The following is a 19,242-nucleotide window of genomic DNA, read 5'->3' on the forward strand; positions in this document are numbered from 1 at the left end:
AGCTTTCAAGTCCGCAAAGAGCGCGAACAAGATCCGTTGTTCTTTCACAGTCCTGTGCAACTGCTAAAGTCGAACGGCAGGTTTATATCTACGGATTTGCAAATGGCATTGCCAGTGTAATTTCCCGACGTTATCTAACAACCTGACTGAAACTAACATCGGACTAAATGGCCATCATCGCGAATAACCATTGGGATGATTCGATTGCCAGCGCCAAGTGTCGGCGACCATGTCCTGCAAGTTGCGCGTGGCTTTCCAGCCGAGCTCTTTCGCCGCTTTCGAAGCATCGGCAAAACTTTCGGCGATATCACCGGCGCGGCGCGGCATCATCCGGTACGGCACCGGCCGCCCGCAGGCCTGTTCGAACGCATGCAGCACTTGCAGCACGCTGTAGCCATCGCCGGTGCCGAGGTTCCAGGTGTGGATGCCGGTGCGCTCGCTGATCGACTGCAACGCTTTCAAATGCCCATCCGCCAGATCGACGACATGAATGTAATCGCGCACGCCGGTGCCATCGGCGGTCGGGTAATCGTTACCGAAGATCGACAGCTCGCGCAGGCTGCCGACCGCGACCTGGCTGATATACGGCACCAGATTGTTAGGAATGCCGTTGGGGTCTTCGCCCATGTGCCCGCTGGCGTGGGCGCCGATCGGGTTGAAATAGCGCAGCAGCGCAATGCTCCAGCGCGGCTCGGCGAGGCTCAGGTCGCGCAGCACGTTCTCGACGATCAGCTTGGACTGACCGTAGGGATTGGTCGGATTGCCCGTAGGAAAATCCTCGCGAATCGGCATCTCTTCAGGCTCGCCGTACACCGTCGCCGAGGAACTGAACACCAGCCGGAACACCCCCGCCGCTGCCATCGCCTGACACAGAGTGATGCTGCCGCCGACGTTGGTTTCGTAGTATTCGAGCGGCTTGCGCACACTCTCGCCCACGGCTTTGAGCCCGGCGAAATGCAGCACGGCGTCAATCTGATGCTCGCGGAAAATCCGGTCGAGCAGCGGCCGATCGCAGACATCGCCGCGAATCATCCATGCACTTTTGCCGCAAATGGCTTCAACGGCGTGAAGTGCTGCGTCGCTGCTGTTACAAAGATTATCCAGAACGACAACTTCATAACCTGCCTCAAGCAATGCAAGTGTGGTATGCGAGCCGATATAGCCGGCACCACCCGTTACCAGAATCTTCATAGCGCGGTCCGTCATTGAATAAATACCCGGTAGCGTGTCAAGCCATGCCTGGTGGATATGCGGAGCAATTCACACAAACAGGGCGACAACAACCTCAAACAAATTTAGTTCAACCACTGGCAATAATTATTTTTGCCGATCAAACTGTTTGACGGGTACTTATTAGCACTCCCTGGATACTTATCACTATCGACAGATACCGACTAAAAATAACTTACAACCAAGTAGTCGACATCTCATAACATTAGCGCTTTTTAACAGCGCAACTAATTGCCAGCAACAACCTGACTCGGGTATTAAAGTAAGCCTTCAATAATCATTGAAACTTGCCGCCACTTTGTGGTGCGCAACCGTCGCCTGTGTTCCATGACTGTCCAGGATACTTTTATGATTCGTAAATGTTTGTTCCCCGCTGCCGGCTACGGCACGCGTTTCTTGCCGGCGACCAAAGCCATGCCGAAAGAGATGCTGCCGATCGTCAACAAGCCGTTGATCGAATATGCCGTTGAAGAAGCACGGGACGCCGGCCTGCAACACATGGCCATCGTCACCGGCCGGGGCAAGCGCGCGCTGGAAGACCACTTCGACATCAGCTACGAACTCGAGCACCAGATCCGTGGCACCGAGAAAGAGAAATTCCTCGCCGGCACCCGCGAGCTGATCGACACCTGCACCTTCTCCTACACACGTCAGGTGGAAATGAAAGGCCTGGGCCACGCCATTCTCAGCGGTCGCCCATTGATCGGCGACGAGCCGTTTGCCGTGGTGCTGGCCGACGACCTGTGTCTGAACCTGGAAGGCGACGGTGTGCTGTCGCAGATGATTCAGCTGTACAAGAAGTTCCGCTGCTCGATCGTCGCCATCCAAGAAGTCCCGGCCGACCAGACTCACAAGTACGGCGTGATTGCCGGTGAGCTGATTTCCGAGGGCATCTACCGGGTCAACAACATGGTGGAAAAACCGGCGCCGCAGGACGCGCCGTCGAACCTGGCGATCATCGGGCGCTACATCCTCACCCCGGACATCTTCGACCTGATTGCCGACACCGAACCGGGCAAGGGCGGCGAAATCCAGATCACCGACGCACTGATGAAACAGGCGCAGAACGGCTGCGTGCTGGCCTACAAATTCAAAGGCCTGCGCTTTGATTGCGGCGATGCCGAGGGCTACTTGCAGGCGACCAACTTCTGCTACGACAACGTGTACCTCAAGGGCCGCTGAGACGCCCCCCATCACCAGAGGCAGGCAACCATGAACATTGCACAACATTCGACAGAGATTGAACGTGAGGTGGGCAACCTCGGGGTGATGAGCTGGTTGTCGCGCCATCAACCGCTGCCCAGCGCCAATGAGACCTGGCTGGGCACGATTCTGCTGGTGGAGCGGATCGGTGTGTTTCCTGCGTCCGGCGATATACGCCGGCCGATGCGCGATCCTTATCCGCTGCTCGCGCACCTGAAGGCGTTGTATGGCGAACAGGCGCTGGAAATGGATGACCGCGATGGCCTGAAAGTGATCTTCAGCGACTGGCGCTTTCGCGTGCGCATCTGCTGCAACGATCCGGCGATCATCATTAATGTTGAAACCCGCTGCGATGCGCGGTTGATGCCGCGCAAGCTTGACGAACTGCTGGGGCTCATCGACGCCTTCAAGCACGACGCCTGATCACCCGGGCGTCACGCCGATCCATTGTGGGAGCGAGCCTGCTCGCGAAAGCGGCGGCACAGTCAGCATTGATCGTTCCCACGCTCCGCGTGGGAATGCATCCAGTGACGCTCTGCGTCACGCTGCGGAGGGACGCGGAGCGTCCCGGGCGGCATTCCCACGCGGAGCGTGGGAACGATCAGGGTGGCGAGTCGTCGCAACCGGTACTCGTACCCGTTATCCAGCCATAAAAATAATCGGCAATCACCTTCCCGCCCGTGGCCGGCAACGGATGAATCTTGTCCGGGCCGATCATCGCGCTGGCGTAGCGTTTGACGTCGGGACCGAACGCGCATTGCAGGTTGGCAAAACCGAGCTGCTGTTCACGCGCCCACGGTTCGAGCACCTGCGCATAGGCCGACATCGGATAAGCACTGGAGCGCGTGGTGTCCTGACGCATGATCAGGTTGATGCTCGCCGCCGGCTGAATCTCGCGCAGCATGCTCACCAGGCCCTGGACGTTTTGCAGGTACTGCGCAGGTTTGACGCCGAAGCCCTGATCGTTGCCGCCGAGCATGATCAGGTAAACGTCGGCCGGGATCTTCGACACCACGGCTTTCCATTGCGTCTGCCACTGTGGATCGGCGTGATAGAAATCCGCGGATGCCGCGCCGGAGGCCGCCAGTTTCGACACCCGAATGCCCTTCTCATCATTCGTCATCCAAAGGCCGAACAATGTGGGCGCGCCCTTCACCACTTCCAGTCTGAATGACCAGTCTGCGGCTGATGGTGCGCCGGCTAGCGCGACTTCCTGAACGCCTGAGCCTGCGAGTTTCAATGGTTGCCAGGCTTGCGCGGGCGACCAGCGATAGCGCAACTCATCGGATTCGCCATTGCCCAGATACAACAGTTTCGCCTGAGTGACCGTGGTATCGATGCGCGGCGAAGGGCTGGCATCGACTTGCAACCAGGCGCCCGGCTTGCCGCTGATCGTGCGACTGTCCGGACTGGCCTGGCCCAGCTCGGAAACCTTCCAGCCGCCGCCGAAGTATTTGTCGCTGCTGCGGGTGTATTTGAAATGCGTGCCGCCCAGCGCCGCGCCGTGGTTGAAACCGACGTAACCGGGGCCGGCGAAACCCGCTTCGGCAGCCACTCGCTGCACCAGTTTGTTCAGATAGAAATCCTGCCCGGCGGTGTAGCTGTCGCCGATCACCGAAACCGCCAACACCTTGCCGGCCTTGCCCTCGCGCCACTGCGCAAAGCGCTGGCGGGCATCGTCTATCGTGATGGCCGAGGTGGCGACTGGTTGAGGGGCGTCTACTGGCATCATTGAATATTTTCCTTTGTTCGGGATGGCCCCTTCGCGAGCAGGCTCGCTCCCACAAAAGACCTTGTGCAATTCACACAACCTCTATGGGAGCGAGCCTGCTCGCGAAGCTTTCAGCTGTTCTGCGTCTGCACCACCGGAGCGACAATCACCGGTGCTTTTTTCTTCGCCGCGCGCTCGCCAAGGAACAGCACCGAAGTGAAGTTGAAACGACTGAACACCATCGCCAACAGCACCGGCCCGAGCAATCCACAACTCAGACCACCAAGCACCAGCAAGCTCTCATCCTTCACGCCGAGGCGCCCAAGGACAAACCGCGAGGTCGCTGCGAACAGCACATGAAAAAGGAAAATCGCATAGGAATACCCGCCGAGCCAGGTCAGCGCTTTCGAACGCATGTCACTCGACAGCAATGCGATACAAGACACGCACCCCACCGTCAAACCAATCAGGCTGCGGCGATCGACAATCAGCTCACGATCAATCGCCGCGACATACAACAGCGTCAGCGAGATCAGCACAAACAGCAGCGGCCCGATCACTTTGAAACGCTGTTTCAAAACATCGACATTTTCCTGACCGATCATCCCTGCAACAAAAAACGGCAGCAGGTAAATCGCACCGTTGATACCGAACGCATCCAGCGGCAACGGCGGCAGCAGGAACAACACTGCCGCAAACGCAAACAAGCCATACAGCCGCGTTGCTGAATGCAACAGGCCGCGCCACTCCAGCAAGCCGACGAAGATAAAAATGCTGAAAACCGCCTGCAGGAACCAGAAGTGGTTGATCGGCACCCAGAACGACAACAACGCATCGATCACGCCGACGTCCTTGTTCACCCCCGGCCCCACCGCTTGCAGCACCGAGAACGGCACGCCGACGCAGAACAGCGGCACGATCAGCCGCCGCACCTTGCCGGCGAAGAACGCGGAAAAGTCATTGCCGCGAATCTTGTAGATCGAATAGATGTAGCCGGAGATGAACGTGAACAGCGGCATGCGCACGTACACCATCGAGTCGGCGATGACCCGGAACGGCGAGCCGATGTCGATCTTCAAGCCGCCGCCCAGCGGGCCGATGACGTGATAGAGCACCAGCAGCAGGCACGCCAGGCCGCGCAGGGTTTCGATCTCCAGGGATTTTTTCTTGCTCGACATAGAGCACCTGCCTTAAGTGAGAATTCTTGATTCGACCTGCACCGGTTTGTTCGCGCGCAGCATCAAGCCCAGGCCGACGAACAACACCGGCACGACCATCGAGAAGTGGCGGGCGAAGGAGCCGAAGTCCGGCTCGAACAAGCCTTGCACCAACAGAAACGCCAGCGGAATCGCGATCAGTTCCTTGGGTTTGGTCTGGATCGGCGCGCCCTTGTAGTCGGTCGAAGTGATGACTTTGAACAGCAGCAGCGCGGTCATGATCATCAGCGCAACGAAGATCACCTGCCCCGGCCCGGACAGCAGAATCAGCTCAACCGGGAACGACAGGCGGAAGAAAATGATCATCGAATCCAGTGCCTGGGAGACGAAGTCGCTGCCGCTGAGCCACGAGACGATCAGCGACTTCGAGCCCTCCTCGCCCGCCGTGCGCAGCTCGTTGTTGCTCGCCCGGATCGATGACACCGGAAAGCCCAACGCCAGCTGAATGGCCATGGCCACCGCCAGATAGAACAGGAACAGCATCAGAAAGAAGGTGAAGCGCGAAACGTACTTTTTCATCACGCAGACGCCGACCCACGACAGCGAAAACAGGATCCAGTACGGCCGGATCAGCACCCCGTAAATCACCGCCGAGAGGAAAAAACCGCCGCGATATTTGCGCGTCAATGCGCTGAGCAGAATGCTCAACACCGCCACCGACACGATGATTTCCTTGGTCAGGTTCTCGAGGAAAAACGAACGCACGATGCCCCACAGGCACAGGGTGCCGAAAATGGTCAGCGGCATGCGCCGAAACACCACCACCGGAATTGCAGTGAGGAAGAAATTGCAGAACATGCCGTAGGCCCAGGCGTTGGTCAGGTTGATCCCGGTGGGCCGCAGCAGGAACGCCGAACATTCGTAGGACGAGCGATCCGGCGAGAACGGGTTCCAGAAATTGCAGTTGTCGGCGCGCGCATATGACGACCACAAGGTCATCGCATCCGGCCCCGGATCACGCGGCACCAGCAACGGCATCGCCACTGACAGAAACAGCCCAGTGAACAGGATCAGAAAGGAAATCGACGAATCGAATTTGCGCCCACGAAACTCGATGCGCGGCAGTTTCAGGCCCATGACAGCGCAGCCTTTTTCGCGCCGGTGACACGGGTCAACACTGCAATCACACTGAGCTGCACGACGATGGCGAAAACGTTGCCCCACGCCGCGCCATAGATCGAGTAATGCTTGATCAGCACATAGCTGACCGGCACCGAAATCAGCAGGCAGAGCGCCGCGCTGGCCAGCGACACCCGGCTGTTTTTCGAGGCAATCAAACCGCCCCAGACGATGTCGCCGATCGCCCGCAAAGCAAAGGAAAAGATCAGCACCGCGAGGAGCGCGTTATCCGGGCGCGGCACGCTGCTGGCGACGTAATCGAGCAGCACATTGAAAAACACATAGATCGCCACGGCCACAACGGCGGAAACCACCAGCGAGCGCATCACCCATTTGTTGACGAACAGTTGCTTGACCGTGAATGCCTGCTGATCGGCCTGGAAACGCTTGGCCAGCACCGGAATGCCGACCACCGCCACCACCGCATACGACAATGCCTGCAAAGTGTTGGCCGCTGACCACGCGTACACGTATTTACCGAGGCTGGCGTAGGGCTCGAGGTCGATGATCAGAAAGCGCTCGGCATACTGACTCAGGGCGATCAGACCGGTGCCGAGATAGAACGGCAACCCGGCCTTCCACACCGTCGCGGTGTCCAGCGGCGCGGCTTCGCGGCCCTTGTGCACGTTCACCACGATCAAATAACCGGCGATGATTACCATCACGTTGGCGGCGACCCACAGCCACAACACACTGGCGATGCCCTCGACCCAGCCTAGCACCATGCCGCCCACCGCCAACACCGCCCAGAGGCCGGTCTTGATGAAGAACAGCAGAGCACCGGCGGTGGCTTTCTGCGCAGAAAACACGAAGGAATTGATTTCGAACGACAGGTGCTCGGTGAGCAGTACCAGGGTCACGCACAGGATCAACGTGGCGGTTGCTTCCACCGACTGGAACAGCGAATAGATCAGCACCGTCAGCACCGACAACAACAGCCCCACCGCCAGATACAGCAGCAGAACCTTGTCGACCATCCGCCGCGAACTGCCGCCGACGCTGATCAGCCGGTTGATTTCGGAACTGAAGCCGACGCTGTAGAACTTCGACGCGATCAACGACGCTGCGACCACCACACCATAAAAACCCAGCGCCTCGTAGCCGAGGTAATGGGTGATGGCCAACACCAGCAAGAACTTCGCGCCCAAGGCTCCGCCGCGAAGCAACAGCCGAAATATCATCGAACGACACCCTTGATGATTTCGTCCATGGCCACGGTTTTCGCTTCGATTTCGCGGCAAGTGTCGGTCAGGCGCTTGCCGAAATCCGCCAGCGCATTCGGTGCGTAAACGGTGTTGATGATGGTGTCGACGTCGATGTCGCCGCCGTTGATCACCCAGTCCTCGACACCCATGTCCTGATAGGCGCCAAAGCCTTTGCGCTCGTAGCTGATGTGATACGCCGGCACGCCGGAGAGCAGCGATTCGATGGCGCCGTGCAGACGCACCGAGATCACCAGGTCCGGTTGGTATTTGGCGATGGTTGCCTTCAGCGACAGCAGATCTTCGTTGATGCCCAGCTCGCGGTAGAACGCGCCGTCATCGTTGCCACGTACGGCGCTTTGCACGGCGCAGACCACTTTGCTTTTGTTCTTCAGACGCTGCAGCAGCAGTTTCAGATTGGCCACGTAGGCGACCTTCTTCTCTTTGCTCCACTCCGGGGGCTTGCGCAGCACCACGCAGACTGTCGCCGGCGAGGCGGCGCAGCGGGTGAATTTCGGTTGCTGAAGAATCTTGCTCGCCAGCGACTGCACCGCCAGATCCGGCGCGCGGTAGACGTTTTCGCAAGCATCAAAAATTGCCGAGGAACGGTTGTCACGCACGAACACCGCATCAGCGCTGGCGTAGTGTTCAACGATCTTGCTGCTCTCACCGTGGAACGGGCCGATGCTCTGCGGCAGGTAAACCGAAGGCACTTTGCTGAGAATCGCGGTTTCCAGTTGCTTGGCGTGGCCAAGCTTAAGCTTGATGTGCTCGAAGGCGCTTTTCGAACGCATGTAGCCGCCGCCGACACCGACGATCAGATCGGTCTTCTTCAGCAGATCGGCGAGCCCGGCGTAGGACTGATTGAGAAACACCGCTTGCTTGACCCGCCCCAGACCTTTGGCCGCCATCACCGGCGCATCGAAACGCGGGTGCGGCAAGTAGTTGAACGACTCGGGATCGGACGCCACGACACTGATCGCGGTGTCGTCACCGAAGTTACGCTGCACCAGAGCAATGGCCAGATCGACGAGCAGACCGTCACCGGAGTTGGACGCACTGTAGCCATGCAAAATCGTTACGTTCATAAGCTTGAGTTCTACTTAATAAGTGGGAGCGTGATACAGGTCGTAGGTCTGGCGGATCATCAACGCGGCGCTGAAGCGTTCGCGGACAATGCTCCGGCCTTCGTTGCCGAGGTCGAGCAGGCGCGGCTTCTGGATGATCGTCAAAACATCGGCCAGCGCCTGGTGATCGCCGGACGGAAACACGTAGCCGGACACTTCGTTGGTGACCAGTTCCGGCAGCGAGGTGCAGTTGCTGGCAATCACTGGCAGCCCCATGGCCATGCCTTCCAGCGGCACCATGGCAAAGCCTTCCCAGCGACTCGGCACGATCAGCGCATCGGCTTTCTGATACAGCGCCTGCACTTCACTCGGGGTCACCCACGGCAGGTACTCGACCGAATCCATCGGCGGGCACTCGACCGAGTCTTCGTTGACCGCACTGCCAACCACCGTCAGTTTGAGGTCGTTGCGATTGACCTTGGCGTAGGCCTTGAGCAGCACGTCGAAGCCTTTCTGGTAATCCAGGCGCCCGACGAACAGCAGATGAATCGGCTCGGCGCCAGCGCTTTTCGGCGCGTCATCCTTGTGATGAATGCCGTTGTAGATCAGCTTCATGCGCTTGCGCTCGATGCCGAAGCGCGCGGCTTTATCCAGCTCGTACTGGCTGACGCAGATGATCACGTCGGTGACTTTCTGCAGCACGCGCTCGATCCACGCATAGACCTTCTGCTTGGTCGGCGAGCTTTCCATCAGGAACGAAAACGCATGCGGGCAGTAGACGATTTTCGGCTTGCGCCATGGTCGCAACAGCACACACACCACACGGCCGATCACCCCGGAAAAGGTGCTGTGCAAATGCACCACGTCGGGCTTTTCCTTGAGCAGCACCTGGCTCAGACGCCAGGCGAAACGCAGCAGCGACGGCACGTTGCGACCACTGCGTGGAAAGGTGCGCACCTGCTGCGGGGCGATGCCGTGCAGCTCCTTGGCCTGATCCTCGGGCACCAGATAGACCAGTTGATAATTCGCTGCGTCATCTTCGGGGGATGCCGAGATCGTGCGGATCACCGTCGCCACGCCACCTTTGATCGTCTCTGCCACGTGCAGTATTTTTTTCACAGCTCACCCACTTCAAACAGGAAAGAACAATCGGCAACCATCAGGATTTGTCGGACGCGTATTCGTAGTTGTAATAGCCAGTGCCGCCGTAATAGCTGGCCGCACGCTTCTCGACGCCGTTGAACACCGCGCCTTTCAACTCGATGCCGTTCTGGGCGAAGCGGCGAATGGTCAGTTCGATCTCTTTGGCCGGGTTCACCCCAAAGCGGGTGACGATCAGGCTGATGCCGGCCTCGCGACCGACGATGGCGGCATCGGTCACTGCCAACAGCGGCGGCGTGTCGATGATCACCAGGTCGTAGCGCTCGCTGAGTTCTGCCAGCAGTTCGCGGAAGTTGGCGTGCATCAGCAGCTCGGAAGGATTAGGCGGCACCTGTCCCCGGCTGATGAAGTGCAGGTTGTCGACTTCGACTTTGTTGATCGCCTGTTCAAGGGTGCAGCGCTTGACCAGCAGGTCGGACAGACCGTTGCTGATCGGCGTGTTGAGGGTTTTGTGCAGGTGCCCTTTGCGCATGTCGGCATCGATCAGCACCACGCGCTGGCCGCTCAGGGCCATGACCGCCGCAAGGTTGGACGAGACGAAGGTCTTGCCGACCTGCGGGCTCGGCCCGGAAATCATGATGCGGTTGTTGGTCGAATCGAGCCCGGCAAAATGCAGGCAGGTGCGCAGGCTGCGGATCGATTCGATCGACAGATCGGTCGGGTTGCGCAGCGCCAGCAGGTACGCAGGTTTGTCGACGCCGTCGCGGGCGCGGCCCTTTTTGTTGTCCTCTTCTTCCTGCAAGGCGCTGTAGGGAATCGACGCATAAACCGGCAGGCCCAACTGCTCGATGCCCTCCGGGCCTTCAAGGCCTCGGCTGAGGGATTTGCGCAGCAGCACCAGCGCCACGCCGACAAACGCGCCGAGCAATGTCGCGATCAGCACGATCAGTGGTTTTTTGGGTTTGATCGGATTGGTCAGGTCGACATCGGCAGTGTCGATCAGGCGCACGTTACCGACGGCCCCGGCGCGGACGATGTCGAGTTCTTGCGATTTGTTCAGCAACTGCGTGTAGATCTGCGAAGCCACCTCGACGTCGCGGGTCAGGTTGAGCAATTCCTGCTGGGTGGCCGGCAAGTCCTGAACCTTGCCCTCGAGGGATTTCTGCTGCTGGGTCAGCTCGCCGATCTGCGTCATCAAGGCGCGGTAGGCCGGGTGCTGTTTGGTGAACTTGCGATCGAGTTCGGCCTGCTGCATTTTCAGCTCGGAGATGCGCGTTTCCAGCGCCACCGACTGGCCCAGCACCGACTGGGTTTCCAGCGAGATGTTCACGGTCTTGCCGTGGGTCTGGTAGGCATTCAAGGCGTCGCTGGCCTTGGCCAGATCACGCTTGACCTGGGGCAACTGGCTTTGCAGAAAGGCCAGGCTCTGCGCGGCTTCCGCCGAGGTGCGCCGTACGTTCTGTTCGACGTAGAGCGAGGCGATCTTGTTGAGAATCTTCACCGCCTCGGCCGCGTCGGAGCTGGCCAGCGCCAGACGAATGATCCCCGACTCCTTGCCTTGTTCGGAGATATCCAGCGCGTCCTGATAGCCCTGGATAGTCACGATGCGTGGATTGCGCACTACCTGAAAACGCGTGCCGGGGTTGGCCGACAAGTGCGCGATCTGCCCTTCTACACCGTCATTGGCAAACGCCTCGCCGGCGACGCCTTCGGCGAGCAGATTGTCGTTTTCATCGAACAGTTGAAAACGCTGCTGCTCGCCGGCGATCAGGGTGAGTTTCTTGCCGAGCAGGTCTTTCGGCAATTGCAGCCGGTTGAACTCCAGACGCTCCCCACCCCAGGCGTAACTGTTCAGGCCGAAACGCGGCGGCGCGACGCTGGTCTCGCTGTCACCGCGATAGCGCCGTGAGAGAAAGCCGCCGATCAACGGGAACGTGTTGGGGGTGACGTCGATATCCAGGCGCAGGTCGTCAACGGTTTTGCCGATCACCGCGCGGGATTTGATGATGCCGATTTCGGTCACCGACGGCGATTGCCCGCCGAGCATGCTGTTGAGGTCGGAGAAACCGAGCATGTCGTTCTTTTTCGGTTCGACCTGCACCAGCGCGTTCGCCAGGTAAACCGGCGTTGCCAGAACCGCATAGGCGACGCCGGTGACCATGAAGGCACCGGTCAGCGCGCCGATCAGCCACTTCTGGTCGATCAGGCTGCCGAAGATGCCGAGCAGATCAATACTGTCTTGATCATTGTCGCGGGTGCCGATTACGGACGGTAACTGCATAAGTCTGTTCTTACCATTTACTGTTCTGAAGAAGATTCATCAATGCCCGAGACGCTTTGCCCATGAACTAACAGCATCTTCAATCAATGCGTGGGCATGAATAAACGCGGCTTTGCCTTGACGATACGGATCATGTATTTCGCGCTCGCTCTGCCACTTGCCGAGCAGAAACACTTTGCCTCGGGCGTGCGCGGCAATCTTCAGCACTTGATTGACGTGGGCCTTTTCCATGACCAGGATCAGGTCCGAGTCATTGACAATGTCCGAAGTCAGTTGCCGCGCCTTGAAGGCCTCGGCGCAATGCCCGTGTTCTTCGAGAACCTGCCGCGCCGAGGCTTCCACGCCCTCGCCGACGCGGGCGGACAGGCCGGCGGAGGACACCGTAATGGCGGACTGGCCCAGCGCGTTGCGCAGCAGCAGTTCGGCCGTCGGACTTCGGCATATATTGCCCACGCAGACAACGAGGATCTTTTTGAACAAGTCTTGCTTTCCTGTGTAATATCAAACAGCCAACATGTCGTTAAAGTTAATGAACCCTCACGACTTTCCTGCACTCAGAAATAGCTTCGCCCTATTAGTACAGGAACATTAAGTACCACAGCGTTTTAAGCCGCCCCAACCACAATTAGCGGACTAAAAATAACTGTGATTTTCAGTTGCTGTTTTCCTGACAAAAAATAACATTCGCGCACTTAGTGCCATCACCGTTATCGGAAATTGAGTAACGGAATAAATATTCGTAGTTGTCATTCTCTTCAGGAGAGCAGACATGAAAACAGCACAGCGCAATAAACTCGCCGCCCTCGCCCTGATGGCGCTCGGTGCCGCCAGCCAGGTTCACGCCAGTGAGCTGTTCCCCAACCTTCCAGCAAAAACCATCGGCGTGCAGGTGAAGATCCAGAGCTTCACCGCCGCCGATGCCGCACAAATCAAGGCCGCCGGCTTCAGCTTTGTGCGCTTTGGCGTGTGGAGCGACAGCCTCACCGCCAAGACGTATCAGAAACAGGTCAGCGACGCCTTTGCCGCCGCCGCTTCCGCCGGCCTGCCGGTGCTGCTGACGGTGCGCGCGATCAAGGCATTGCCGGCCACGTCGCCCGAGGAGCTGACCGCCGCCGGCGGTAAGTTCGCCAACACCGTGACCGGGCTGGAAAAAACCTGGAGTTCGCAACTGGTAGCGATCGAAATATGGAACGAGCCGGACCTGGAAACCTATTGGCCGACGCGCAATTTCGACACCACCTTCGTGCCGTTCATGGCTGGCATGTGCAAGGCCTTCGAAGCCCAGCCGCAGACGACGCCACGGGTCGGCTTCGGCTTCGCCCGGCCGCCAAGCGCGGGCTCGGCGTCGACGGTAGCGATGAAAAGTATCGTCAGCGATTACCCGAAATGCCTCAACGCGGTTTCGTATCATCCTTATGGGATGACCGCGACGCAGATCAGCAACGCACAGACCTTCATCCAGCAGAACTTCAATCTGCCGGGGGTCATCAGTGAATGGGGGGTGTCGGCCCTCGCCTCCAACGGTGGTCCCGAGGGGCAAGCGACCAAGATCAACGCGTTTATTACCGACGTTAAACGCCTGAATATTCCCCTGACGTCTATCTATGAATGGCGGAACAGTGATTCCGGCAGCAACGATCGCGAAAAGAACTTCGGCTTTCTCACCTCTGACGGCCAGCCAAAACCGGCGCGCTTGTCGGTAGAAGGTCTGTTGAACGCTGAGTAGGCATTGGGCAACCGGTCTGTTCACAGGTCGGTTGCTTTGAACCTGTGGGCTGTTTTGGCATCGTATTCAGCGACACCGCGCCCCACCTTTCAAACAATCGTTTTCAGGTTGTTGCCGCAGGGGCCATCGATCCACGAATGCACCCTTGAGTGCCCGTCAGCGCTCGGGTAATGTCTTCAGACCCATAGGATAGAGCACGCCCATGACTTCCAAGCTGGAACAACTCAAACAGTTCACCACCGTGGTTGCCGACACCGGCGACTTCGAAGCGATCGCCCGAGTCAAACCGACCGATGCCACCACCAACCCTTCCCTGCTGCTCAAGGCTTCGGCCATTCACGGTTACGCCGAACTGCTGAACGATTGCGTTCGCGACTGCAAGGGCGATGTCGGCCTGGCCAGCGACCGTTTCGGCGTGGCAGTGGGCAAGGAAATTCTCAACGTGGTTCCGGGCCGCATCTCCACCGAAGTGGATGCGCGCCTGTCCTTCGACCAGGATGCGATCCTCAAGCGTGCGCATCGTCTGATCGAGCTGTACGACAAGGCCGGCGTCGGCCGCGACCGCGTGCTGATCAAGATCGCCTCGACCTGGGAAGGCATCCGCGCCGCCGAGATCCTCGAGAAGGAAGGCATCCAGACCAATCTGACCCTGCTGTTCTCTTTCGCCCAGGCCGCCGCCTGCGCCGACGCCGGGGTGTTCCTGATTTCGCCGTTCGTGGGCCGTATCTACGACTGGTACAAGAAAGCCAACGGCAACGACTACACCGGCGCTGATGATCCGGGCGTGCAGTCGGTGACGCGCATCTACAACTACTACAAGGCCAACGACTACAAGACCGTGGTCATGGGCGCGAGCTTCCGTAACATCAACCAGATCGAACAACTGGCTGGCTGTGATCGCCTGACCATCAGCCCGGAACTGCTGGAGAAGCTGGCCGCCGATACCGGCAAGCTGGAACGCAAACTGGCACCGGGCAATGCCGGTGAAGCGCGTCTGAGCCTCAACGAAGCGCAATTCCGCTGGTTGTCCAACGAAGACGCGATGGCCACCGAGAAACTGGCTGAAGGCATCCGTCAGTTCGCCCGCGACCAGGAGAAGCTGGAAGCGTTGCTGCAGGCCAAGCTGTGATTTGAGTTTGTAGAACGCAAAAAGGGCGAACCTTCACAGGTTCGCCCTTTTTCATTCTGCATTGAGAGGCGCGTTGACCGAACTGAAGCCTTCGCGAGCAAGCTCGCTCCCACAAGGGGATTTGTGATCGAACTGATCCAGTGTGGGAGCGAGCTTGCTCGCGAAGAGGCCAGCCCAGACACCATCAATTCACGAGATCAGTGTCTTTCCAGCGCATTCACCAGATCATGAAACGCTTCACGATTGGAATCGTTCAGGCCCATGAGAATCTTGTGCGCTTCCAGCACCTTGATTCGCACCACTTCTTCGGATTGGTCCTGATCCGGCAGGTCGTCCAGGCACTCCGGGCACGGCACCGGGTGGTTGACGATGTTGAACACCTGCTCGAAGCCCATCGACTGCAAAAGCCGAGTGATGTCTTCGTGGGTGGTGACAACCGTCGGCAACAGGCCGACCTTCTGCCGCGACAGGATCGACAGTTTGGCCAGCAGACCCAAGGTGGTGCTGTCGATGCTGCGGGTTTCGGTCAAATCGATCACGATCGCGTTGAAATTCAGCGCGGTGAAGATTTTCTCAATAGTCGCATCCAACGCCGAACACAGGGTCAGGCGAACTTCACCGACGAACTTCAGGACGAAGGTGCCGTCCTGCTCGGCGAACTGGATTCTACCGGTACTCATTAAAGATTCCTGCTCAACACCAACAGGGCGATATCATCCGGCATCTCCCCTAGCGTGGCCAAACCAAACACTTGCCGCAGACCATCCAGGCTGCCGCCCGCTGACTTCACCCGTTCGGGCAAAGCAGCCTCTTTTTCTTTGAGCGTTGCTTCCGGCAAAAGGTCCAGAATGCCATCAGACATCAGCGTCAGGCTGAACGTCGGCGGCAGCTCAAGCACGTGGTCTTCGTAAGTGGCTTCATTGAAAAGCCCCACCGGCAGGCCACGGCCTTCGAGATAACGAACACTGTCAGGCGTGTACAACACAGGCAAAGGCAGATGGCCGCCAATGCTATAGGTCAACAAACCGGTCTCCTCGTCGATGACTCCACCGACCATTGTGACGTGTTTACCCAGCTTACAACTGATCAGCCCCCGGTTGATATGACCGAGCACTTCCGAAGGCTTGAACTCCGGCAAGGTACCGCTGCGTTTCGATTCGAAAAGCAACCGCGTGGTCATGAACTTCAACAGCACAGTGACGAAGGCTGATGACGCGCCATGCCCGGAAACATCCGCCAGATAAAACGCGACCCGGCGCTCGTCAACGCGGAAATAGTCGACAAAATCACCCGACAGGTACAGCGACGGGATGATCTGGTGGGCAAAATTGAATTCGTCAATGCTCCACGGGCTTTCCGGCAGCATGTTCATCTGCACCTGGCGACCGGCGTTCTGGTCTTCCTGGAGCAGGTTCAGGCTGGCTTCGAGCTCGCGGTTGGCCTTTTCCAGCTTCTCGCTGTAGCGCTGGTTTTCCAGCAGCAGCCGCGCACGATCCAGGGCCCGGCGCACGGAGTGCTCGAGCACAGCCAGATCTTCGAGAGGCTTGATCAGGTAATCCGCCGCGCCCAGGCGCAGGGCCTCGACCGCGTCGTTCATCACCCCGGCACCCGAAACCACGATCACCGGCGTATCGGGTGAGCGCTCGGTGACCTGACGGATCAGTTCGAGACCGCCCATCTGCGGCATGCGCAGATCGCAGATGACCAGATCGGGCTCGTCTTGCTCGAATACCTGAAGACCCTGTTGACCGTTGCCGGCCTGCAGGACGCTGAAACCACTGTCTTCCAGATAGGCCGCGAGGCTCGCGCGCACTACCTCGTCATCATCGATTATCAGCAGCGTGGCACTGGTTTTTGGCATGTGGGCAAACGGCGCCAGAATTAGGTTGGCGTAGTGAGCGGGGCAACGGCCCTGCGCAGACTACTGGATTCGCTTTCTAGCCTCTCTGTTGCAGCGCTTTCAAGCATTCGCCTGGCGCGCGGTTTTAAACAGAGGTGCCCTTCTAAGGCGCAGACGGTACTCCCATCCGCAGAGCGTTTCAAGCATGCGCCGATTGTCGCTTGACGACTTTGTTTGTCAAATCACCGGGAGTTATAAGAACCGCTTCAACGGTAACCCGATGGAAGGTAGCGGCAGTCGCCGGTGACGCTCTGGCACGGACAAAAAAGGCGACCCGAGGGTCGCCTTTCTGTCGCCGGTCGAAATCAGAAATCGTCTTCGACCTGACCGTCCTTCACCTTGAACTCGCGGTTTTGCAGGTAAGCATTGCGGATGAAGGTGTATTTGTCGCCGCTGATCAGCTTCTCGCTCGACAGCAGGCTGGCGCGGGTGTCGACGATGTTCAGGCCGAAGATCGAGTTACGTGTCGGCACGTGGTCGATGTAGCGGTACGCGCCGGTGAAGCTGTCGACGTATTTCGACGGTGCGTCACGCAGGGTGCTCGGGCCCATCAGCGGCAGCATCACGTACGGGCCGCTGCCCACGCCCCAGTAACCGAGGGTCTGACCGAAGTCTTCGTCGCTGCGGTTCAAGCCCATCTTGGTGCCGACGTCGAAGAAGCCGAGCAGACCGAAGGTGGTGTTGAAAATCAGTCGGGCGGTATCAACGCCCGCTGCAGCCGGTTTGGCCTGGAGAATGTTGTTCGCCAGGTTGGTCACGTCACCGACGTTGCGGAACATATTGTGAATGCCGTCTTCAACGAACTGCGGGGTGATGAACTCATAACCCTGCGCCAATGGCTTAAGCGCGTAGGTGTCAACGAAGTCGTTGAACTGGAAAATCGGCCGGTTGACGCTTTCCCAAGGGTCTTCTTCGGTGGCCGCCTGGGTGGCGAACGGCGCCAGCAACAGGCTGGCACATACACTTAGCTGAGTGAGCGAAGGGCTCCAGCGCATAGAAAAACTCCTTGGATTTGATACTGGCGCGGACCTCTCGGCCCAAGCATTAAGGCCGCTAGTATAAGCATAAACGGCGATTTGGGCAGTGCGCCGCTGCAAGGATATGCAGGAAGTTTCCCACGCAGGCTTTCACCCGCCTGTCATGCAACTGTCACCCGCGCGCCCTAGTCTTGAGCGTTATTTCAGGGACGTTGCCATGACTCACGCCGAAACCTTGCCCGTCGCCGCGCCCGGCCTGACTGCCGTGCTGTTCGGCCTGAGCGGTTGCCTGGTGGATTTCGGTGCCCGCGCCGCGCAAGAGCTCAACGCCGAGCCGGAACATGCCAAAACTACACCCGGCGCACTCGATAGCCTGAAAAGTTTGCAGCGCCAGGGAATTCCCTGCGCGTGGCTCGACGAACTGCCCCCTACCCTCGCTCAGCCACTGGCCGCCTCGCTGCCAGACTGGATCAAACCGACGCAACATTCAGCAACAATGAATCCGTGGCCCGCCCCTAACGCCTGCTGGCAAGCGTTGATGAGTTTGAACATCGACCGCCTCGACGGTTGCGTGCTGGTCAGCGGTGAGCCGCGCCTGTTACAGGCCGGTCTGAATGCCGGGTTATGGACGATTGGCCTGGCGTCCTGTGGCTCGCTATGCGGCCTGAGCCCGAGCGAGTGGCAGGCTTTGTCACAAAAGGAACGCGAAAAGTTGCGCGGCAAGGCAACCGTGCAATTGTTCGGCCTGGGCGTGCATTCGGTGATCGATCATCTCGGCGAACTGGACGCCTGCCTCGCCGACATCAGCCTGCGCCGCGCCAAAGGCGAAAAGCCCTGATCGGCGTCATGCAGGTTTACCAAGAGTGGATTAATCTAAAGGTCAGCCATAGACCTTTGGCGCGTGGCTGCGGTCAATGCCAGTGCCTATTGATAAAAGGAAACCACCATGCCCGCCCAAGAACTGCAAAAACAGCTCGATACCCTGCGCGAGCAGCTGGAACACAATCCACCGCTGTCGGAAGCCGAGCGTGAGGATCTGCATGCGCTGATGGCGCAGATCGAATCGGAAATCCAGCTGGAAACTGCCACCCAGGACGCGAGCATCGCCGACGGCGTGAACCTGGCGGTCGAGCGCTTCGAAGTCGAACACCCGGCGATCGCCGGCACCCTGCGCAATATCATGAATACGCTGGGCAGCATGGGCATCTGACGCCCCGCCGCACAAAAAAGCCCTGCCAGCGATGGCAGGGCTTTTTCATTTGCAAAATGTGCATGCAAGCCCCTGTGGGAGCGAGCCTGCTCGCGAAGGCGTCGTGTCAGTCGACATCATCGTTGAATGACACACCGCATTCGCGAGCAGGCCCGCTCCCACAAGGGAT

Annotated in this window: 18 protein-coding genes and 1 pseudogene; 7 read left to right on the forward strand and 12 right to left on the reverse strand. The window is 58.8% G+C overall.

What is annotated here, in order from left to right; translation table 11 throughout:
- Positions 1–174 precede the first annotated feature (174 nt).
- Positions 175–1,191, reverse strand: a complete 1,017-nt coding sequence (galE, locus tag OK411_RS19130; protein ID WP_016775458.1) for a UDP-glucose 4-epimerase GalE — start codon at positions 1,189–1,191, stop codon at positions 175–177.
- A gap of 387 nt (positions 1,192–1,578) precedes the next feature.
- Here galE and galU point away from each other — a divergent pair, with 387 nt between their 5' ends.
- Both galU and OK411_RS19140 read left to right on the forward strand, forming a co-directional pair.
- The gene (gene galU / locus OK411_RS19135) at positions 1,579–2,412 is read left to right on the forward strand and encodes a UTP--glucose-1-phosphate uridylyltransferase GalU (RefSeq protein WP_024013613.1); all 834 of its coding nucleotides are present in this window, start codon (positions 1,579–1,581) and stop codon (positions 2,410–2,412) included.
- Positions 2,413–2,442: 30 nt separating this feature from the next.
- The gene (locus OK411_RS19140) at positions 2,443–2,856 is read left to right on the forward strand and encodes a mannose-1-phosphate guanylyltransferase (RefSeq protein WP_071173032.1); all 414 of its coding nucleotides are present in this window, start codon (positions 2,443–2,445) and stop codon (positions 2,854–2,856) included.
- A 178-nt stretch (positions 2,857–3,034) separates the two neighbouring features.
- Here the strand turns inward: OK411_RS19140 and OK411_RS19145 are convergent, their stop codons facing one another.
- The 8 genes from OK411_RS19145 to OK411_RS19180 all read right to left on the reverse strand — a co-directional run bounded on the left by OK411_RS19145 (position 3,035) and on the right by OK411_RS19180 (position 12,611).
- Positions 3,035–4,165 carry an SGNH/GDSL hydrolase family protein gene (locus OK411_RS19145; protein ID WP_264365538.1) on the reverse strand — a complete coding sequence of 377 codons (1,131 nt, stop codon included), beginning with the start codon at positions 4,163–4,165 and terminating at the stop codon, positions 3,035–3,037.
- A 110-nt stretch (positions 4,166–4,275) separates the two neighbouring features.
- Positions 4,276–5,322 carry an acyltransferase family protein gene (locus OK411_RS19150; RefSeq protein ID WP_016775460.1) on the reverse strand — a complete coding sequence of 349 codons (1,047 nt, stop codon included), beginning with the start codon at positions 5,320–5,322 and terminating at the stop codon, positions 4,276–4,278.
- 12 nt (positions 5,323–5,334) lie between these two features.
- Positions 5,335–6,438, reverse strand: coding sequence for a hypothetical protein (locus tag OK411_RS19155; RefSeq protein ID WP_016775461.1), 1,104 nt, complete (start codon positions 6,436–6,438; stop codon positions 5,335–5,337).
- Entirely contained in the window at positions 6,429–7,661 is a 1,233-nt protein-coding gene (locus tag OK411_RS19160; RefSeq protein WP_319636917.1) for an oligosaccharide flippase family protein, read from the reverse strand. The genes OK411_RS19155 and OK411_RS19160 overlap by 10 nt, the downstream gene beginning before the upstream one ends.
- The gene (locus OK411_RS19165) at positions 7,658–8,770 is read right to left on the reverse strand and encodes a polysaccharide pyruvyl transferase family protein (protein WP_041477306.1); all 1,113 of its coding nucleotides are present in this window, start codon (positions 8,768–8,770) and stop codon (positions 7,658–7,660) included. The genes OK411_RS19160 and OK411_RS19165 overlap by 4 nt, the downstream gene beginning before the upstream one ends.
- A 15-nt stretch (positions 8,771–8,785) precedes the next feature.
- Positions 8,786–9,868, reverse strand: coding sequence for a glycosyltransferase (locus OK411_RS19170; protein WP_016775464.1), 1,083 nt, complete (start codon positions 9,866–9,868; stop codon positions 8,786–8,788).
- A 40-nt stretch (positions 9,869–9,908) separates the two neighbouring features.
- The gene (locus OK411_RS19175; RefSeq protein ID WP_110603456.1) at positions 9,909–12,131 is read right to left on the reverse strand and encodes a polysaccharide biosynthesis tyrosine autokinase; all 2,223 of its coding nucleotides are present in this window, start codon (positions 12,129–12,131) and stop codon (positions 9,909–9,911) included.
- A 39-nt stretch (positions 12,132–12,170) separates the two neighbouring features.
- Positions 12,171–12,611, reverse strand: a complete 441-nt coding sequence (locus tag OK411_RS19180) for a low molecular weight protein-tyrosine-phosphatase (RefSeq protein ID WP_217878577.1) — start codon at positions 12,609–12,611, stop codon at positions 12,171–12,173.
- Positions 12,612–12,900: 289 nt separating this feature from the next.
- Here OK411_RS19180 and OK411_RS19185 point away from each other — a divergent pair, with 289 nt between their 5' ends.
- Positions 12,901–13,857 carry a glycosyl hydrolase family 5 gene (locus OK411_RS19185; protein ID WP_264365540.1) on the forward strand — a complete coding sequence of 319 codons (957 nt, stop codon included), beginning with the start codon at positions 12,901–12,903 and terminating at the stop codon, positions 13,855–13,857.
- A gap of 202 nt (positions 13,858–14,059) precedes the next feature.
- The gene (gene tal, locus OK411_RS19190) at positions 14,060–14,986 is read left to right on the forward strand and encodes a transaldolase (protein ID WP_016775468.1); all 927 of its coding nucleotides are present in this window, start codon (positions 14,060–14,062) and stop codon (positions 14,984–14,986) included.
- 197 nt (positions 14,987–15,183) lie between these two features.
- Here tal and rssC read toward each other — a convergent pair whose 3' ends face one another.
- The 3 genes from rssC to OK411_RS19205 form a co-directional block, all read right to left on the reverse strand.
- Positions 15,184–15,666, reverse strand: a complete 483-nt coding sequence (gene rssC / locus OK411_RS19195; RefSeq protein WP_003226553.1) for an anti-sigma factor antagonist RssC — start codon at positions 15,664–15,666, stop codon at positions 15,184–15,186.
- Positions 15,666–16,847 carry a two-component system response regulator RssB gene (rssB, locus tag OK411_RS19200; protein ID WP_024013622.1) on the reverse strand — a complete coding sequence of 394 codons (1,182 nt, stop codon included), beginning with the start codon at positions 16,845–16,847 and terminating at the stop codon, positions 15,666–15,668. The genes rssC and rssB overlap by 1 nt, the downstream gene beginning before the upstream one ends.
- Before the next feature lie 344 nt (positions 16,848–17,191).
- The gene (locus OK411_RS19205; RefSeq protein WP_016775470.1) at positions 17,192–17,881 is read right to left on the reverse strand and encodes a VacJ family lipoprotein; all 690 of its coding nucleotides are present in this window, start codon (positions 17,879–17,881) and stop codon (positions 17,192–17,194) included.
- 199 nt (positions 17,882–18,080) lie between these two features.
- Here OK411_RS19205 and OK411_RS19210 point away from each other — a divergent pair, with 199 nt between their 5' ends.
- The 3 genes and pseudogenes from OK411_RS19210 to OK411_RS19220 all read left to right on the forward strand — a co-directional run.
- Entirely contained in the window at positions 18,081–18,701 is a 621-nt protein-coding gene (locus tag OK411_RS19210) for an HAD family phosphatase (protein ID WP_264365541.1), read from the forward strand.
- Between the two features lie 108 nt (positions 18,702–18,809).
- Positions 18,810–19,073, forward strand: coding sequence for a DUF4404 family protein (locus OK411_RS19215; protein WP_016775472.1), 264 nt, complete (start codon positions 18,810–18,812; stop codon positions 19,071–19,073).
- A 56-nt stretch (positions 19,074–19,129) separates the two neighbouring features.
- Positions 19,130–19,237: pseudogene (locus OK411_RS19220) on the forward strand (metal ABC transporter ATP-binding protein); the annotation flags it as partial.
- Between the last annotated feature and the right edge of the window lie 5 nt (positions 19,238–19,242).

Source organism: Pseudomonas sp. RG1 (assembly GCF_025910115.1).
In the GTDB taxonomy this organism is placed as follows: Bacteria; Pseudomonadota; Gammaproteobacteria; order Pseudomonadales; family Pseudomonadaceae; genus Aquipseudomonas; species Aquipseudomonas atacamensis.

What these genes read in the sequence shown, in the direction of transcription:
- OK411_RS19210 (WP_264365541.1), top strand. Translation starts at nt 18,081, where the DNA reads ATGACTCACGCCGAAACCTTGCCCGTCGCCGCGCCCGGCCTGACTGCC.
- OK411_RS19165 (WP_041477306.1), bottom strand. Translation starts at nt 8,770, where the DNA reads ATGAACGTAACGATTTTGCATGGCTACAGTGCGTCCAACTCCGGTGAC.
- OK411_RS19160 (WP_319636917.1), bottom strand. Translation starts at nt 7,661, where the DNA reads ATGATATTTCGGCTGTTGCTTCGCGGCGGAGCCTTGGGCGCGAAGTTC.
- tal (WP_016775468.1), top strand. Translation starts at nt 14,060, where the DNA reads ATGACTTCCAAGCTGGAACAACTCAAACAGTTCACCACCGTGGTTGCC.
- galE (WP_016775458.1), bottom strand. Translation starts at nt 1,191, where the DNA reads ATGAAGATTCTGGTAACGGGTGGTGCCGGCTATATCGGCTCGCATACC.
- galU (WP_024013613.1), top strand. Translation starts at nt 1,579, where the DNA reads ATGATTCGTAAATGTTTGTTCCCCGCTGCCGGCTACGGCACGCGTTTC.
- OK411_RS19140 (WP_071173032.1), top strand. Translation starts at nt 2,443, where the DNA reads ATGAACATTGCACAACATTCGACAGAGATTGAACGTGAGGTGGGCAAC.
- OK411_RS19185 (WP_264365540.1), top strand. Translation starts at nt 12,901, where the DNA reads ATGAAAACAGCACAGCGCAATAAACTCGCCGCCCTCGCCCTGATGGCG.
- OK411_RS19215 (WP_016775472.1), top strand. Translation starts at nt 18,810, where the DNA reads ATGCCCGCCCAAGAACTGCAAAAACAGCTCGATACCCTGCGCGAGCAG.
- OK411_RS19205 (WP_016775470.1), bottom strand. Translation starts at nt 17,881, where the DNA reads ATGCGCTGGAGCCCTTCGCTCACTCAGCTAAGTGTATGTGCCAGCCTG.
- OK411_RS19150 (WP_016775460.1), bottom strand. Translation starts at nt 5,322, where the DNA reads ATGTCGAGCAAGAAAAAATCCCTGGAGATCGAAACCCTGCGCGGCCTG.
- rssC (WP_003226553.1), bottom strand. Translation starts at nt 15,666, where the DNA reads ATGAGTACCGGTAGAATCCAGTTCGCCGAGCAGGACGGCACCTTCGTC.
- OK411_RS19155 (WP_016775461.1), bottom strand. Translation starts at nt 6,438, where the DNA reads ATGGGCCTGAAACTGCCGCGCATCGAGTTTCGTGGGCGCAAATTCGAT.
- OK411_RS19145 (WP_264365538.1), bottom strand. Translation starts at nt 4,165, where the DNA reads ATGATGCCAGTAGACGCCCCTCAACCAGTCGCCACCTCGGCCATCACG.
- rssB (WP_024013622.1), bottom strand. Translation starts at nt 16,847, where the DNA reads ATGCCAAAAACCAGTGCCACGCTGCTGATAATCGATGATGACGAGGTA.
- OK411_RS19175 (WP_110603456.1), bottom strand. Translation starts at nt 12,131, where the DNA reads ATGCAGTTACCGTCCGTAATCGGCACCCGCGACAATGATCAAGACAGT.